Here is a 16454-nt window from a genome sequence, read left to right on the forward strand (position 1 = left end):
GTTATCAGCGGCGTGATGGCGATTCCGGTTACCAGCGTCGCGATGGTGGTTCCGGTTATCAGCGGCGTGATGGCGATTCTCGTCCCCGGCGCGACGGCGACTCCGGTTACCAGCGTCGTGATGGCGACTTCCGGCCCCGCCGTGACGGTGACTCCGGTTACCAGCGTCGTGAGGGCGACTCGCGTCCCCGTCGTGACGATGCCCGAGGCGGACGCGAGGAGCGCGGCTCGCGCGGTTTCCGCGACGGCGGCGACCGGCGCGATGGTGGTTTCCGCGACGACCGGCGTTCGAGCCGGCCGCCGCAGGATGTCCGCGCGGATCGGCCGAGGGATCCGGAGCTCCCGGAGGACATCACGGCACGCGACCTCCACGGTTCTGCGCGCAACGAGCTGAAGACCCTCAGCAAGGAGAACGCCGAGGAAGTGGCCCGCCACCTGGCTATGGCCGCCCGTCTGATCGAGGATGACCCGGAACTCGCACACCAGCATGCGCTCGCCGCAAGCCGTCGCGCCGGCCGGATCGCTCTCGTTCGAGAGACGGTCGCGATCACTGCATACGCCACTGGCGACTTCGCGCTCGCACTGCGGGAGCTGCGGACGTACCGGCGTATCTCCGGGAACTCGGACATGATCGCTCTCATCGTCGACAGCGAGCGCGGCATGGGGCGGCCTGACCGCGCCCTCGAGGAGGGGCGTGGCGTCGATCGGGCCTCGTTGCCGACCGAGGTTCGGGTGTCGCTGGCCATTGCGATGTCCGGCGCTCGACTCGACCTGGAGCAGGCCGATGCTGCCCTCGGTGAGCTCGATATTCCGGAGCTCGATCCCGACCGCGCGTTCTCCTGGAGCCCGGCGCTGTTCGCTGCCCGCGCTCTGGTCTTGGAGGAGCTCGGCCGCGATGACGAAGCCGCTGAGTGGACTCGTCGCGCCGAGGTCGCGGAGGAAGCCCTGTCGGACGGCATGAGCGACGAGATGATCGTGGTGGAGGATCTCTACGTCGAGGACGAAACCGGCGAGAGCGCGTCCGACGAGAGCGCGTTCGACGAGAGCGCGTCCGACGAGAACGCGTCCGACGAGGACGCGGCGGTGCAGACGGCGTCCGCGGCGGTCGAATCCGATGCGATCGTGGCGGAGGAGCCCGATGGTGTCGCGGCGGAGGTCGCTGAGCTCCTGGGCGAGAACGACGAGCAGACGGCTGTGGCGGAGCCGGTGGTGGCGAAGCCGAAGCGTGCGTCGCGTGCGAAGAAGGTGAACGCTGCTGAGGTCGAGGCTGAGGCTGTGGCGGAGCCGGTGGTGGAGAAGCCGAAGCGTGCGTCGCGTGCGAAGAAGGTGGACGCTGCTGAGGCTGAGGCTGAGGCTGAGGCTGAGGCTGAGGCTGTTGCTGAGCCGGTGGTGGAGAAGCCGAAGCGTGCGTCGCGTGCGAAGGCCGTTGATGCCGACTCGCCGCGCAAGCGTGCCCCGCGTCGCGTCGTCGAGGACTGAGCAGTGCCGCTGTTTCGTCGGGACGCCGCGCGCCGCGAGGCGACGCCGTTGGACGGCGTGGACACGGTCCTCGCGGACCTCGACGGCGTCGTGTACGCCGGAGCGGGCGCGATTCCGTATGCCGTCGAGAGCTTGAATCGGGCCCGATCCGGCGCTCGGATCGGGTACATCACCAACAATGCTTCGCGCACGGATGCGTCCGTGGCTGCGCATCTGTCGGAGCTCGGCCTGCCCACGCGTCCGGATGAGATCGTCACCAGCCCGCAGGCGGCCGTTCGGCTTCTCGCCGAGCGGGTGGCTCCCGGCGCCACGATTCTCGTGGTCGGCGGCGACGGTCTCATCGACGAACTCACGAAGGCCGGTTTCGCGGTGACGCGCAGCGCGGACGATGCTCCCGCTGCGGTGGTACAGGGTTTCGCTCCCGAGGTGGACTGGAAGCAGCTCGCCGAAGCTGCGTTCGCGCTGCAGACGCCGGAGGACGAGGGCGGTATTCCCTGGATCGCGACCAACACGGATTGGACCATTCCGCAGTCCCGCGGCATCGCGCCGGGAAACGGCACCCTGGTCTCGGCCGTCCACACGGCGGTCGGCCGCCTCGCGACCGTCGCCGGCAAGCCCGAGACACCGATCTTCGAGGAGGCGGTGGCTCGCTTCGATGCCACGTCGCCGCTGTTCCTGGGCGACCGTCTGGACACGGACATCGCCGGCGCATCGCGCGCAGGCATGCGCTCGGTCCTCGTCCTCACCGGGATCGATCGGCCCAAGCACGTCCTCGCCGCTCCCGCCGGATCGCGGCCGGACTACATTCTGGCTGACCTTCGCGGCCTCTTCCAGCCTTACCCGACGGTCGTGACGGACGGAGACCGGGTCACGGTCGGGTCGTCGACGGTGCGGGTCGACGGTGCGCACATCGTCATCGAGCGCGCGGGCGATCAGCTGGATCTCCTGCGTGCCGGAGCTCGCGCGATCTGGGACTCCGGCCGGGCGATCTTCGGCTTCCGTGTGCCGGAGCAGCTCTACGCCGACCCGTTCCGCTCACGCTGAGCGTCGGGTCGGGCGCGTAGAGTTGGCTCCGTGACCGACCTCAACACTTCCGACCAGGGATTCGTCAGCCGGTTGCGCGTGATCGAGGAACAACCGCTCGCGTCGCGCGCCGACGCGTACGCGAATCTGCACGACGAACTGTCGCGCCGACTCGACTCCGGCGTTCCCCGATCCACTGCCGAGTCCGCCTGATGGGGCGCCTTGATGCGGAGCTCGCGGCGCGCGGACTCGCGCGGTCCCGCACCCACGCCGCGCGGTTGATCGCGAACGGCCTGGTCACCATCAACGGCACACCGGTCGTGAAGGCTTCGACGGCCGTCCCCGCGGACGCGGTGCTGGGTATCGCCGAGACTGATCACTACGTCTCCCGCTCAGCCCACAAGCTCATCACGGCCCTGGACGGCTTCGGCATCGACGTCGCCGACCGTGTCGCTCTCGACATGGGCGCATCCACCGGCGGATTCACCCAAGTCCTGCGGGAGCGCGGTGCCGAGCCGGTCCTCGCGGTCGACGTGGGCCACGGACAGCTGGACGGACGGATCGCGGACGATCCGGGAGTGCGTCCGGTCGAAGGATTCAACGTCCGACATATGACGCCGGCCAGCCTCGCCGCCGCAACAGGGGTGGCGCTTCCTCCCCAGGTGATCACCGGGGACCTGTCCTTCATCTCGCTGACCCACGTCCTGCCCGCCGTGACTGCGGTGGCCGCTGCGGACGCCGACATCGTGCTGCTGATCAAGCCGCAGTTCGAAGCCGGTCGCACCGCCGTGCGTGGTGGACTCGTGACGGATCCGGGCATCCGGGCGGACACGATCTCCACGGTGCTGTGGGCCGCATGGGACTGTGGGCTCGGCACTGCCGGCCTGTTGAACAGCCCCATCCTGGGCACGCACGGCAACGCCGAGTACCTGGTGCGGCTCTCCGCGGCGGCCGGCGTGAATCCGACAGAATACAGAGACCGAGTCCTCGAGGTGACGGGAGCATGATGGACGAGCGGAACATCCTCGTCGTCGCACACGCACGTCGTGACGACACCGTCTCGGCTGCAGTGCGCGTGATCGAGGCGCTGCACACCGCCGGCGCGCGTGCGGTGATGTCCATCGAGGACCTGCGCGATCTGTCCGAGTCGTTGGGGGACACCACAGCCCTGCGACCGGTCTACCTCCTCGGTGAGCAGGTGGCCCCGGCCGCCCTGGAACTGGCGATCGTGCTCGGTGGCGACGGAACGATCCTGCGCGCCGCGGAACTCGTGCGTGAGGGATCCGCCCCCGTGGTCGGGATCAACATGGGCCATGTCGGCTTCCTCGCCGAGGGCGAGCGCGACAACCTCGACGAGGCCGTGCGCCGCGTGATCGCGCGCGATTACACCGTCGAGGAACGGATGGCGCTGAGCATCCGGGTCAAGAACGAACAGAACGACACGGTTTACGAGACCTTCGCGCTGAACGAGGCGTCCATCGAAAAAGGCGATCGGGAGCGGATGCTCGAGGTCGTGATCGAGGTCGACGGACGTCCGCTGACCAGCTACGGCTGTGACGGGGTCGTCGTTTCGACTCCCACGGGGTCGACCGCGTACAACTTCTCGGCCGGCGGTCCCATCATCTGGCCGAACGTCCAAGCGATCTCGGTGGTGCCGCTGTCCGCGCACGCCCTGTTCGCGCGCCCGATCGTGATCGATCCCGCGTCCTGGGTCGCCATCGAGGTCATGGAGCGGTCAGCCGGCAACGGCGTCCTGTGGGCGGACGGGCGCCGTTCTCGAGAGCTGCCCCCGGGCGCTCGCGTGGTGGTGCAGCGGTCGGTCAAGCCCGTCCGTCTGGCCCGTCTGCACACGGCGGTGTTCACCGACCGCCTCGTCAACAAGTTCCGGCTGCCCGTGGACGGGTGGCGCGGGCCGGACCCGGCGACCGGCATGATGCGGGCGCTGCGAGGTGACCGTTGATCGAAGAGATGCGGCTTCGCGACCTCGGCGTCATCCACGAGGCTGCCCTGCCGATCGGCCCCGGGTTCACCGCCATCACCGGGGAGACCGGCGCAGGCAAGACCATGGTGGTCACCGGTCTCGGGCTACTGCTGGGGGCGCGCGCCGATTCTGGCGCGGTTCGGGCGGGTGCGGAACAGGCGGTGGTCGCCGGCGTCTGGATCGTGCCGGAGACCGGCGCCGTGGCCGACCGCGTCGCAGATGCCGGGGGAGAGGTCGAGCCTCTCGGCAACGGCACCGCCGAGCTGTACGTCTCGCGGACGCTCACCGCAGAGGGGCGATCGCGGGCCAGCGTCGGGGGCCGCGCGGCTCCGGCCGGAGTGCTGGCGGATCTCGCTGATGACCTGGTGGTCGTCCACGGCCAGTCCGACCAGCTGCGTCTGCGGTCGGCGGCAGCGCAGCGCGATGCGCTGGACCGCTTCGGTGGCACTGCGATCGGTGAAGCCCTCGCCGACTACCGGATCGTCCACGACCGGCTGCTCACCATCGACGCCGAGCTGGACGAGCTCGTCACCCGCAGGGACGAGCGCACTGCCGAGGCGGATCGTCTGCGCGCCGAGATCAGCGAGATCGAGCAGGTCGATCCGCAACCCGGTGAAGACACCGAACTGCAGGCACGGGCCGAGCGCCTGTCGAACATCGAAGACCTTCGTTTCGCCGCGGTCACCGCGCACGAGGCGATCTCGAGCGACGCCGATGCTCCGGACGTCACCCTGCTGCTGGGGGAGGCCCGACGGGCGCTCGAGCGCACCACGGATCCGGACCTGAGCGACCTGAGCGCGCAACTCGCCGACGTCGGGTACCGCGTCGCCGACATCGCAGCCGGGCTGTCCGCCTACCTCGCGGACCTCGACGAGTCCGGTCCGCATGAGCTCGCGACCGTCGAGGAACGGCGTGCGCTCCTGGCCGGTCTCGCCCGTGCGCACGGGTCGGTCGATGATGCGCTGGAGCTCCTGGCGACCGGCTCGGCGCGACTGATGGAGTTGGACGACGACTCCGATCGCATCGACCGACTCACCGCCGAGCGAGAGGACACGGCGAGGGCCGTGGTCGATGCCGCCGCGACCCTTACCGCAGCGCGGACGGAGGCCGCGACGCGGCTGAGCGCGGCCGTCACGGAGGAACTGCACGCCCTGGCGATGCCGGACGCCTCTCTGGTCGTCGAGGTCACGCCGGGCACCGCGTCCACCCATGGACACGATGACGTCGCGATCCTGCTCGCACCGCACCCGGGGGCCTCGGCCCGGTCGGTCTCGCGCGGTGCGTCCGGTGGGGAGCTGAGCCGCGTCATGCTCGCGATCGAGGTCGTGATCTCCGCGACCGATCCGGTTCCCACCTTCGTCTTCGACGAGGTCGATGCCGGTATCGGCGGAGCAGCGGCGATCGAGGTCGGGCGGCGCCTGGCGCGGCTGGCGGAGACGAGCCAGGTGATCGCCGTGACCCATCTGGCGCAGGTCGCGGCGTTCGCGAACAACCACCTGTCCGTCGTGAAATCGAACGATGGGAGCGTGACGGCATCGTCTGTGCGTCGCCTCGACGGCGGCGAACGGGAATCGGAGATGGCCCGGCTGCTGTCGGGACTCACCGACTCCGATGCCGCGCTCACGCACGCTCGCGAGCTCCTGGCGCTTCGGGCCGGAGCCTGAGCACGAGCGCACCCCCCGAGATTGCAGTAGGCCGTTCGGTGCGATTCGTCGGCTTGTGAGCGGTACGTATTCTCATCCAAGATCTACGGCTTCCGCACTGCACCGGCGAGAGACATTCCGGCTCCCACGCTGAGAGCAGGGCCCGCGGAGCCGGGGGCAGAACGGCATCTACGCGCGGAGACGCTGATATCGCGCGGAGACGCCTGCTGCGGAGGCGGGCTGGGCGTGCCCCTGCCCAGGATGCGGATCTAGATTCACCGTCATGAGGACTTCGGGGGCGATGGGCTCGGGCGGCACACCACAGACGCCGCCCGCACTGGGTCGCTCTGCCACGATCGACGGCATCCTCGCCCTCCTGCGCGCGCGCCAGGACGTCGTGGTCGACGGCGAGGTGGGGCTGGGCCAGGAGTCGCTGCGAGCCGCGCTGGCCACGGCCGCCGAGAACGACGGATGGCGCGTCGTCGCGCCCGACGGACTGGCCGGTGCCCCGCTGACCACGCGGGTGCTGCTGCTGGCCGACCTTGACGAGATCGAGGGGTCCCACCTCCGCGATCTCACGGCCCTCCGGCTGCGTACTCCCACGCGCTTCGTTCTCACCCGGCGTCCGTTGCAGCCGTTCGCGGCGGCCACTCGCCATGACAGCAACCCGGCCATCGCCGGTGCGGTGCGGGTCGACATCCGGCCGCTCACGCTGAGCGAGAGCGACCAGCTGGTGGATGAGCAACTGGCGCGCGGAGCATTGCCGCGAGACGTCAGCGGTGTGGAGCGTCGGTGGGTGTGGGTGACCAGTGGCGGCTTCCCACGTATCGCGCTGAGCCTGCTGCACGACCTGATGCACGCCGATGAAACACCGGTCGGGCCCGTCGCGCTTTCGCGAGCGACAGTCGTCGAGGCATCGGCCGTGATCTCGGCCCTCCCGAGCGTGCTGCGCGAGCTCGCCGAGTCTTTGCTCCCGTTGATCGGGGTGGGGGTGACTCGGTTGCAGCACAGCTTCGACCAGGCGGAGCTCTCGCTGCTGTTCGAGAGCTTCGTGGTGCGGCGGCATGAGGACGCGCTCCGCATCCCGGCACCGATTCAGGCGGCGTTGCGGTTGCACGCCGGGGGGACCCGCATCGGAGCTCGAGCGCGCGAGGTGCTGGTGGACATCTGCACCGCCATCGCGGTGGATGCCGGCTGCAGCGAGTCGGAGGTCGCGGTGGCGGCCGCGGCGATCATCGCGGACCCGGAGCTGCGAGCACTGCTGACCGACGAGACCCAGCGATCGGTGATGTCCGCCGGAATGTGGGCCGCACGCCGCCGCGGCGACACCACCGCCGCTGCCGCGCTCGCGCGGCGCCTGATGACCGTCTTCCCGGATCAGGAGAGCGAGGTGCTGCGCGTGGCCGCTCGTGGTGCGCGCGATGATTTCGCCGGGTACGCACGTGAGGTCGCCGCCGACGATTTCGCGGGCGTTCCCCCACCGGGGCTGTGGGCGTGGGTGATGAGCATGCGGTTCCCGATGACCGGCGCGGCGGACGGACTGCTGGATCTGCTCGGCGCAGTGCGGGATCGACTCCCGTCGGATGAGGCCCGGCGGCTGGACGCGCTGGTCGTGGCCATTCGGTCTGTTGCGGCGCTCGAGGCCGGGGATGTGGGGACAGCGGTCTCGCTCGCGGCGCAGATCTGCGGTGGTGCGGACACCGACGTGTTCGCTCAGTTCCGAGCGCTCGCGGTCCGAGCCGCGGTGGCATCAATTCGTCTGAACCACGCCGAATTGAGCCGCGTTGACGCCGAGTTCGTCGCTCTCCTGCGCCGCCGAGACCAAGTTCCGGGATTGACGGATGCCTTCGCGCGTCGTACAGCGGCGAATGCTGCGCTGGTGATCGCGTTGGCGTTCACCGGCGCAGGACTGCAGCGAAGTGCGGAAGCGCGGGCGTTCGAAGACACGTGGCTCACCGAGGCGATGATCGTCGGCGACGCCACCCGCTTGCTGCCTCCGCTGGTGACCCGGCTGCTCTCCGCGGTGCATGACGGTGACAGCCGCGAGCTGCAGACCGTGACGGCCTTCATCCGTCGGCACGGCGCCTCGGAGCTGGGCGTGCAGGTGCTCGCGATCCTCGACCGCGACCCCCACGCCCCGCTGGAACGCGCCCGGATGTCGCGTTTCATGCGCTTCGCGGTGTCCGCGATGCGTGCCATCGGGGTGGGCCTGCGCGCGACGATGGGGGAGTTCGCGGAGTCCCTGCGCGCGATCGAAGAACAGCGTTCGCCCCTGCTGCGGCTCGGGCTGGACTTCGTCGCCGCGGCGTCGGGTGTCGCGGTGGCGGCCACCGGACCGGCCCTCGACGCCGAAATCGAGGAGCACACGGTTCCGGGTGCCCTCGCGGGTTATCTCGCCGGAGTGGCCGCCGCGGACCCGACGCCCGTTCTGCGCGCGGCCGCGGTGTTCATCGAGGCCGGTGCCGCGCAGCCGGCCGCCTCTGCGCTGGAGGCGGCGCTGCTGCTCACCGGGGACGATGCAGAGCTGAGCGAGGAGATCCGCGCCATGCGGCAGACCCTCGGCGCCGCGTCGGATGCCGCCGAGCACTCACCCCAAGCCCTGACGGCTCGTGAGCGTCAGGTGGCGTTGCTGGCGGCGCAGGGTATGCGCAACCGGGACATCGCGCGCCGGCTGTACCTGTCCGTCCGCACGGTCGAATCCCACCTCTACCGAGCCAAGCGCAAGCTCCTCATCCCGCGCGAGAGTCTCCAGCTCGCGACTCTGCTGCAAGAACCCGGCCCGCCGACTGACGCCGCCGACCCGGAGGGCGGCCCGGAGCCCGTCCCCGAGGCCTGAGCCGGTGGCGCTCGTGCCGAGACGTCCCGCTGATCGCACGGTCCGGTTCGCGCAAAATGCAGTGCAGAGAATCAACAGGCCGTCCTGGTTGAACGATGTTCGGTGACAGCCCCGAAGCACTACGGAGGGTACCCCGACACGCACGTAGACGAGTGCACGAAAACACTGCGAGCATGCACTGCGTTCTGCGCGTCTGAACTGCATCCCGACTCCCGTGCTCTGGCCTGCGATCGGGGCGACGGCACGCTCGACCGTGCCGGAGTTTGTTCCGGCTGAATGCCGTCCTAGATTCGCCGTCATGACGACTTCGGGGACGGGCAGTCACGCAGCCCATGCGCGCTGGACCGCACCGACCATGGGGCGGGCCGGGATGATCGCAGACATCCTCGCGGCCGTCCAGACCCACCAGTCCGTCCTCATCGACGGCGAGGTCGGATTGGGCCTGGAGGCCGTGCGGGATGCCGTGGCTGACGCCGCGATCGCGGACGGATGGCGAGTGATCGCGCCGGGAGAACTGGTCCGAGCGCAGTCCGGTGCGCGCCTGCTGCTGATCGGTGATCTCGCGGACCTCGGGTCGGCGGAGGCGGGGGCGTTCATCGCCCTGCGCTCGCGGTCCTCCGTACCGTTCGTGCTGAGCCGTCGTCCGGCGCAGTCGTTCGAGGGCTCAGCGCCACTGGACCGCCGCATCGGCGCCGCGGGCGCCGTCCGGTTCACGCTCGAGCCGCTGACCCCGGAGGAATGCGATCTGCTCGTGGACGAGCAGGTGAACAGGGGGGATGTCCCGAGGGATGTCAGTCCGGTCGAGCGCCGCTGGATCTGGACCACCAGTGGCGGATTCCCGCGCATCGCCGCTGCCCTTCTGCACGATCTGATCCGTGCCGACGATGCGCCTCCCGGTCCGATCGCGCTGTCTCGAGGGACGGTGCTGGAAGCCACGACCATCGTGAACGCGCAGCCGCCGCTGCTGCGCACGCTCGGTGTGGCGTTGCTGCCGTTGATCGGTGTGGGCGTCGCGCGGCTGCGGCGCAGCTTTGACGCGGTGGAGCTGTCCCTCCTGTTCGAGAGCAATGCGGTCACGCAGGTCGACGAGGTGCTGCGAATCCCGATGCCGTTGCAGGCCGCCTGGCGTCTGCAGGGTGACACCCACCGACTGCAGGATCCGGCGCGGGAGGTGCTCGTCGACATCTGCACGGCGGTCTCCGTGGACGCCGGCTGCTCCGAGGGCGAGGTCTTCGCCGCTGTGAACGCCCTCGCCATCGATCATGAACTCCGCGTCGTCGTGGGCGAGGACACGCACTTCGCCGTCCTGTCGGCGGGCATGTGGGCCGCACGGCGGCGCGGGGACAACGCGCTGGCAGCTGCCCTCGCGCGTCGTATCGTGACGGCGTTTCCGGCGCGTGCGTGCGAGCTGACCCGCATCGCTGCGCGTGGCGAGGACGACGACCTCGCCGAATACACTCGGGAGCTCCGTGACGGCGAACTGTCGATGACACCATCGCAACTGTGGACCTGGGTGCTGAGTCTGCGTACCGTCATGACCGGAGACCGCTCGGGCGTCGTGGGCTTCCTGTCCGAGGTGCGTGAGCACCTGCCCGCCACTCGCGCGGACAGCGTCGATGAGCTGTCTCGCGCCGCGCAGGCGGCGGATGCGCTGGAGGCCGGCGACTGGGAGGAGGCGGCCGCTCTCGCCGATGCGCTCGTCGGCGACGAATCGGCCGCGGTCACCGCTCGTTACCGCGCGTTGGCCGTGGGCGCCGCGGTGGCCGCGGTCCGCCTGGATCATGACGCCCTGCACCGCGTCGACCGCATGTTCGTGACGGTTCGGCGCCAGCACACCCTCTCGGGACAGCTCTCGGACGATTTCGCGACCCGGACCCAGGCGAGTGTCGCGATGTACATCGCGCTGGCCTTCGTCGGCTCGGGGCTCGCGCGCAGCGCCGAGGCCCTGGACTACGAGAACACCATGATCACCCGGGCGATGGTCGCGGGGGACGGCCCGCTGCTGCTGCCGTCGCTGATCACTCGGATGCTGTCCTCGATGGAGACGGCGGATGCGCGCGAGCTGCAGGCCATCGTCCGCTTCCTGAGGCGGAACGCGGGCAGTGAGCTCGGTCGCGGCATCGTCGCGATCATCGATTCCCCCCGCCCGGGGGGCGAGCGCCGGCGAGGCATGTCTCGATTCGTGCGCTACGGGATCGGGAGCGTGCGAGCACTGACCATCGGACTCCGGTCCTCGACGGCGGACTTCGGGTCCGCCCTTCGTGCGATCGGAGAGCCGGCGACGCCGCTGGTGCAGCTCGGGTTGGCGTTCGTCAACGCCGCCACGGGGACGGGACCGATCGCACCCGACCGGGGGAGCACAGCGCTGGAGTCGCATACCGTGCCCGGGGCTCTGCGGGACTACCTCCTCGGTCGGGAGCGATCCGATCCGGAGACGCTCATGTCTGCGGCGAGTGTCCTGCTGGCGGCCGGTGCCGCTCAAGCCACCGAGGCGGCGCTGAACGCGGTACTTTCCGCGGCCGACGACGATGAGGACCTCGCGCGACGGGTGCGATCGATGCGACGCGTGGCGGGATCGCGTGTGCCGGACCGCTCGCGAGCCCAGCAGGCGCTGACTCAGCGAGAACGACAGGTCGCGCTCCTCGCCGCGCAGGGCATGCGCAACGGCGACATCGCGCGGCGCCTGTATCTGTCCATCCGGACCGTCGAGTCGCACCTCTACCGTGCGAAGCGGAAGCTCCTCATTCCGCGCGAGAGCCTGCAACTGTCCATGCTGCTCCGGGAACCCGAGCGTCGTCAGGCTGATCGGATCGGGGATCTCCGTGACTCGCAGATCCGACGCATTCGCGAGGCGGACACGACCGACGAGGCCTCGGACAGCGGCGAAGCCGTCTGAGCCCGCGGAGGCTCCCCAGCCTCGGCTGACGCGACGCGGAGGTCACTCCGGCGCCCCCGGTGGGCGGCTCGGAGCGGCCACCGTGCCGATGGTCGATGTCGTCTGCGCGCCGGCACCCGGTCGCGCTCCGGGAGCCGATCGGCGGAGCCGCCGGCGTCGGTGTCCGGCCCGGTGAGCGGCGAAACGGCGCGGACGGGGCGAGTGCAGTGAGAAATGCCGTGGATATTCGCGTCATCCGGCAGTGATCGCGCAGCCGGTGCAGAGCGGCCCCGTGAGAATGCGGTTCGCCGCGCGTCGAGCGGGACGAGCTTCCGTTGCTACTTTTCCGGCTGTTGGGGTGTTAGTGCGCGCGATCGTGCCCGCACCCCGGGCTCGCGCCGCGGGCCGACGGGCGGATTCCCGACTGCCGAACTGGGAGGAAACAAGTGAAGAAACCAACGAACGGACGACGACGACCGTGGGGGAGGGTGGCGTCCGGCGGCGTTGCCGCGCTCGTCACGGTCGCGGCGGTGGCACTGCCCTCCGTGGGCGCGAATGCACTGCCGTCCGATGACTCCGAGGCGCAGGCTCAGGTGCTGCGCTCGACGATCTTCCCCGCCGACCTGGCGGGGATCGGCCTCAGCCATTCCGCGCTCCCCAGTGATCCGGGCGTGGACAACGGTGCCCTCGATCTCGGAGTGCTCGCCGCGCAGACGATTGAAATCGGCGGCGTGCAGGTGCCGTTGTTCGGACCCGACGGACTCATCGATCTCGGTGAACTGGGCGCGTTGACCAGCTACAGCGACGCCGTGTCCGAGACGAATGCCAAGGCCGCGGCCGGTCTCCTCGGCGAAGGCGGTTCGATTGCGGTGTCGCCGGGTGCCGGCGTGGGCACGGATCCCGCGTACGTCGATCTGACGCGGCTGTTCGATCAGCTGAACATCAACGGCTTGACCGATCAGGTCCTGGACCAGGCGCGATTGGAGATCGGAGCGCTGGCGGCGGAAGCCGAGACGAACGCAGGGACATTGACGTCCGACTACGTTCTCGCCGGTATCGATCTGAACCTGCGCAGTCCGCTGGTCGGAGGTGTCGCGACCACGCTCGGCGACGGCATCACGTCCGCCCTGGGGCCCGTCAGCGACCTGGTCGCTTCCGGTGGCGCGCTCGATCAGCTCCTCACGACGCTGCAGAACACGATCAACGCCCTGAGCCTCGGTGGCGCAGGAGTGAACGTCACGAGCGCGGATGTGCAGATCAACGGCATCGACGCCGTCGCCGCGACCGTGGTGCAGGAGCTCATCGCCGAGCCGCTCACGGACAGCACCGGCGCCGTGACGGTCGATCTCGGCACCGGTCTGATCCACATCGACATCGCGAAGCTGATCGCTTCTGACCCTTCGCTCGGTGGTGACATCAACAACCTGCCGCCGAACACGGATGTGATCTCGGACGAGTTCATCGCGGCCGTCGTGCAGGGCATCACGGAGTCCATCGAGGGTCTGACGAACAAGGTCACAGACCTCGTTCTGGCAGCCGCGAACGAGCTGTCCGTGAACATCAACATCGGGGTCGAAGGCGGCTGCCTGCCGATCGTGGGTTGCACGGCGACCGGAGGAGTGGAGATCTCCGGCACGCTGGCGCAGTTCGCCGGAACCGATCCGACGCCGTTCACGACGAACGCGAACCTCGTGGTCGCGGGAGTCGACCTCGGCGGCGCCCTGCTGACACCGGTCGTGACCGCACTGGTCAACACCGTCAATGGCGTCACCGGCCCGCTCGTGCTCGCCGCGCTCAACGCCGTGTCCAGCAACCTCACCGAGATCGTGCAGACGACGCTCGCGCCCGTGTACGCGGTCCTGGATCCGATCGGGCAGGCGATCAGCTCTCTGCTGCAGTTGCGGATCAACGATCAGCCGACTCTCGCCGGCGGCGTGGGCGACCTCGAGCCGGAGTCGTTCACCATCCGGGCGCTGAGTCTCACACTCCTGCCCGGAGCCACGGGCCAGGACGGGCTGCTCAGCCTCGCGCTGGCGAGCGCGACGGTGCGGGCGCTCGCGGAGGAGCCCGTGTCCAACGTGAATGCGGCGGCGTCGGCGGCTGCGTCGGCTCAGGCGGATGCGTCCTCGGATGCGGTGGCGGCGGCGGCGGCGGCGGCGGCGGCGAATGCGGATGCGACCTCGGTGGCGTCGGCGGCAGCGGATGCTTCGGCGAACGCGGCGGCTGCGGCTGCGGCTGACGCGGATGCCTCGACGGATGCCTCAGCGTCGTCCACGACGGACGCCAACGCGGCATCGGCAGCGGCGGCGAATGCGGCAGCGAACGCGGACGCGTCCGATGATGCGAACGCGAGCGCTTCGACGGCGGCGGATGCGAATGCGGCGTCGGCTGCGGAAGCGGCAGCGACGGCGGACTCGTCGGTCGATGCCTCAGCGGCTGCGGCGGCGAATGCGGATGCGACCGCCGACGCGACTGCGGCTGCGAACGCGGACGTGAATGCGGCGGCTGCAGCGGCGGCGTCGGCTCAGGCGGATGCGTCCTCGGATGCGGTGGCGGCGGCGGCGGCGCAGGCTGCGGCGAATGCGGATGCGACCTCGGTGGCGTCGGCGGCAGCGGATGCTTCGGCGAACGCGGCGGCTGCGGCCCACCGGCGCTCCGATTGCTGCTGGTCATCGGCGCGGTGTTCACGCTCTGGCACGTGTTCGCGTCATTCCTCTGGATCGCACCCGTCAGCCCCCTGCGGGAGACCGTCCCATCCGGCATGCTGTCGGGCTACATGCTTCCGCTGTTCGGTCAGTCGTGGAGCGTCTTCGCGCCCGAACCCATCAACGGCAGCTATGGCTTCCTCGTCCGCGCCGTGACGAAGGACTCGGACGGCAAGGAGCACACCACCGACTGGGTGAGCGCGACGGATGTCGAGCTGTCCATGATCCGGAACAACCTCTTCCCGCCGCGCGCCGGAATTCAGGCAGCTCAGCTCGCGAGCGAGGTCAAGGGTGCGTTCGATGACCTCACCGACGACCACCGCGTGATCGCGGGACTGAACTACTTCGATGGTGATTGGGAACAGCGGATGGAGACCAAGATGGCCTCCTACGGCGGTGCGGACGCGGTGACGGCGTTCATCGCGAAGGACCACATGGCGGTCGCCTACGCCACGCAGGTGGCCCGCGCCGTCTGGGGTCGCTCGGTCACGCGCGTGCAGTATCGAATCACTCGGCAGAACGTCGTCCCCTTCGCCCAGCGCAACGATCCGGACGCCCAACCACCGGCGCTGAAAGTGACCGTGACGGGGTGGCGGGGGCTGGCCGTGAACCCCGGGCAATCGGATGCCGCCTTCGCGGATGTCTTCCGCGCGCAGTGGGAGGCCACCCGATGAGGCTGTCGCGAGTCGGAGCCGTCGGAGGCGTCCTGACACGCACCGTCCGGGCTCTCGCGATCGCTGCGGGGACCGGTTTCCAGGACCTCCTGGTGGATGCCGGGCGTCTCATCCTGCGGACCGGGGCCTGGGTCGAGGCCTGGCTTCTCGATTCGAAGAAGGCGGAATACGGCCTGGCGGTGACGCGCATCCTCTTCGGTGTGGCCGCGGTCGGACTGCTGGTGTCGAACTTCCGCACCCGGCTGTACTCCTTCGGGAGCGGCTCGCTCTGGAACGGTGAAGGAGTGGCCGCCAAGAGCGACTTCCCGCAGTTCTGGCTGTTCAGCGCGTTCCACCGGGCGATGGCGAACGACGTCGTCTACACCGTGCTGTACGTGCTCCTGCTGGCCCTCGCCGTCGCCTTCCTCCTCGGCTGGCGGACGCGCGCGGTGCATCCGGTGTTCTTCGTGATGTGGGTGTCGTTCATCGAGGCCAATGACATGCTCGGCGACCAGGGCGACAACATGTTCCGCATCGCCCTGTTCTTCATGATGTTCGCCGACTGCGGGGGACGGCTCTCCCTGGATGCGCGTCGCCGCACGCGCCGCGGAACCGTGCGGCGCACCACCTCGGCCTGGTATCAGGCCGAGACGCTGGCCCACAACCTGGTCCTCGTGATCCTCACGGCACAGGTGTCGTTCGTCTACGTCTCCGGCGCGCTCTACAAGGCGTCCGGGTCTCCGTGGTCCGGCGGATACGCCGTGTACAACCCCCTGAGCACTGACCGATTCGGGACCTGGCCCGCGCTGAGCGAGCTCGTCACGGCGTGGGGACCGGCGGTGACGATCGCCTCGTGGGGATCGATCATCATGCAGCTGTCCTTCCCGTTCCTGCTTCTCTCGCGACCCACCCGCATTCTCGGACTCGGCGGCATCCTCAGTTTCCACGTCGCCATTGCCGTCCTGATGGGCCTGCCGTGGTTCTCGTTGGGGATGATCGCGATCGACTCGATCTTCATCCGCGACCGCACCTGGCGAACGATGGGAACGGGGCTGCGGCGACGACTCCAGGCCGCGCGCCAGACCGTTCCGCCGCCGGCGTCGCCGGGAACGTCTGACGAGGCGCGCGATCGCGGGCCACGCGAAGCGCGAGAACTCGCCGGAGCGCACCGGGCGTAACAGAGCGTCCGACGGCGGACACTCGGGCGAGTCTGTGAGTATGCTGTGTGCATCGCTTGCGCACGCCGCGCCGGATCAAGGG

Annotated in this window: 12 protein-coding genes; 11 read left to right on the plus strand and 1 reads right to left on the minus strand. The window is 69.6% G+C overall.

The window, feature by feature from the left end; translation table 11 throughout:
• Positions 1-371 (minus strand): hypothetical protein (locus BN1193_RS02990; RefSeq protein WP_230206390.1); only part of this gene is annotated, 371 nt, incomplete at its 3' end.
• 69 nt (positions 372-440) lie between these two features.
• On the opposite strand from BN1193_RS02990, the gene BN1193_RS18225 reads away from it, so the two are divergent.
• The 11 genes from BN1193_RS18225 to BN1193_RS03035 all read left to right on the plus strand — a co-directional run bounded on the left by BN1193_RS18225 (position 441) and on the right by BN1193_RS03035 (position 16372).
• A complete protein-coding gene (locus tag BN1193_RS18225; RefSeq protein ID WP_230206391.1) occupies positions 441-1478 on the plus strand; it encodes a tetratricopeptide repeat protein in 1038 nt (345 codons plus the stop codon).
• A gap of 3 nt (positions 1479-1481) precedes the next feature.
• Positions 1482-2522, plus strand: a complete 1041-nt coding sequence (locus BN1193_RS03000) for an HAD-IIA family hydrolase (protein WP_052460376.1) — start codon at positions 1482-1484, stop codon at positions 2520-2522.
• A 30-nt stretch (positions 2523-2552) separates the two neighbouring features.
• Positions 2553-2714: a hypothetical protein gene (locus BN1193_RS18115; RefSeq protein ID WP_195907787.1), complete on the plus strand. Its 162-nt coding sequence runs from the start codon at positions 2553-2555 to the stop codon at positions 2712-2714.
• Positions 2714-3508 carry a TlyA family RNA methyltransferase gene (locus BN1193_RS03005; RefSeq protein WP_040164017.1) on the plus strand — a complete coding sequence of 265 codons (795 nt, stop codon included), beginning with the start codon at positions 2714-2716 and terminating at the stop codon, positions 3506-3508. The genes BN1193_RS18115 and BN1193_RS03005 overlap by 1 nt, the downstream gene beginning before the upstream one ends.
• A complete protein-coding gene (locus BN1193_RS03010; RefSeq protein WP_407662086.1) occupies positions 3508-4461 on the plus strand; it encodes an NAD kinase in 954 nt (317 codons plus the stop codon). The genes BN1193_RS03005 and BN1193_RS03010 overlap by 1 nt, the downstream gene beginning before the upstream one ends.
• Positions 4458-6146: a DNA repair protein RecN gene (gene recN, locus BN1193_RS03015; RefSeq protein WP_040164019.1), complete on the plus strand. Its 1689-nt coding sequence runs from the start codon at positions 4458-4460 to the stop codon at positions 6144-6146. The genes BN1193_RS03010 and recN overlap by 4 nt, the downstream gene beginning before the upstream one ends.
• Before the next feature lie 262 nt (positions 6147-6408).
• Entirely contained in the window at positions 6409-8961 is a 2553-nt protein-coding gene (locus BN1193_RS03020; protein ID WP_094770242.1) for a helix-turn-helix transcriptional regulator, read from the plus strand.
• A 298-nt stretch (positions 8962-9259) separates the two neighbouring features.
• Positions 9260-11857: a helix-turn-helix transcriptional regulator gene (locus BN1193_RS18230; RefSeq protein WP_230206392.1), complete on the plus strand. Its 2598-nt coding sequence runs from the start codon at positions 9260-9262 to the stop codon at positions 11855-11857.
• A gap of 425 nt (positions 11858-12282) precedes the next feature.
• Positions 12283-14697 carry a choice-of-anchor G family protein gene (locus BN1193_RS18235; protein ID WP_230206393.1) on the plus strand — a complete coding sequence of 805 codons (2415 nt, stop codon included), beginning with the start codon at positions 12283-12285 and terminating at the stop codon, positions 14695-14697.
• Entirely contained in the window at positions 14598-15215 is a 618-nt protein-coding gene (locus BN1193_RS03030) for a DUF5819 family protein (protein WP_230206394.1), read from the plus strand. The genes BN1193_RS18235 and BN1193_RS03030 overlap by 100 nt, the downstream gene beginning before the upstream one ends.
• Positions 15212-16372 carry an HTTM domain-containing protein gene (locus BN1193_RS03035; protein WP_094770243.1) on the plus strand — a complete coding sequence of 387 codons (1161 nt, stop codon included), beginning with the start codon at positions 15212-15214 and terminating at the stop codon, positions 16370-16372. Before BN1193_RS03030 ends, BN1193_RS03035 begins: the two co-directional genes overlap by 4 nt.
• The last annotated feature ends 82 nt before the right edge of the window (positions 16373-16454 follow it).

The sequence above is a fragment of the Microbacterium gorillae genome, assembly GCF_000826185.2.
GTDB lineage: Bacteria > Actinomycetota > Actinomycetes > Actinomycetales > Microbacteriaceae > Microbacterium > Microbacterium gorillae.

Excerpts from the sequence above, each read along its gene's own strand:
- BN1193_RS18230 (WP_230206392.1), top strand. The coding sequence starts at position 9,260 with ATGACGACTTCGGGGACGGGCAGTCACGCAGCCCATGCGCGCTGGACC.
- BN1193_RS03030 (WP_230206394.1), top strand. The coding sequence starts at position 14,598 with ATGCTGTCGGGCTACATGCTTCCGCTGTTCGGTCAGTCGTGGAGCGTC.
- BN1193_RS03010 (WP_407662086.1), top strand. The coding sequence starts at position 3,508 with ATGGACGAGCGGAACATCCTCGTCGTCGCACACGCACGTCGTGACGAC.
- BN1193_RS03020 (WP_094770242.1), top strand. The coding sequence starts at position 6,409 with ATGAGGACTTCGGGGGCGATGGGCTCGGGCGGCACACCACAGACGCCG.
- BN1193_RS03035 (WP_094770243.1), top strand. The coding sequence starts at position 15,212 with ATGAGGCTGTCGCGAGTCGGAGCCGTCGGAGGCGTCCTGACACGCACC.
- BN1193_RS18225 (WP_230206391.1), top strand. The coding sequence starts at position 441 with ATGGCCGCCCGTCTGATCGAGGATGACCCGGAACTCGCACACCAGCAT.
- BN1193_RS03005 (WP_040164017.1), top strand. The coding sequence starts at position 2,714 with ATGGGGCGCCTTGATGCGGAGCTCGCGGCGCGCGGACTCGCGCGGTCC.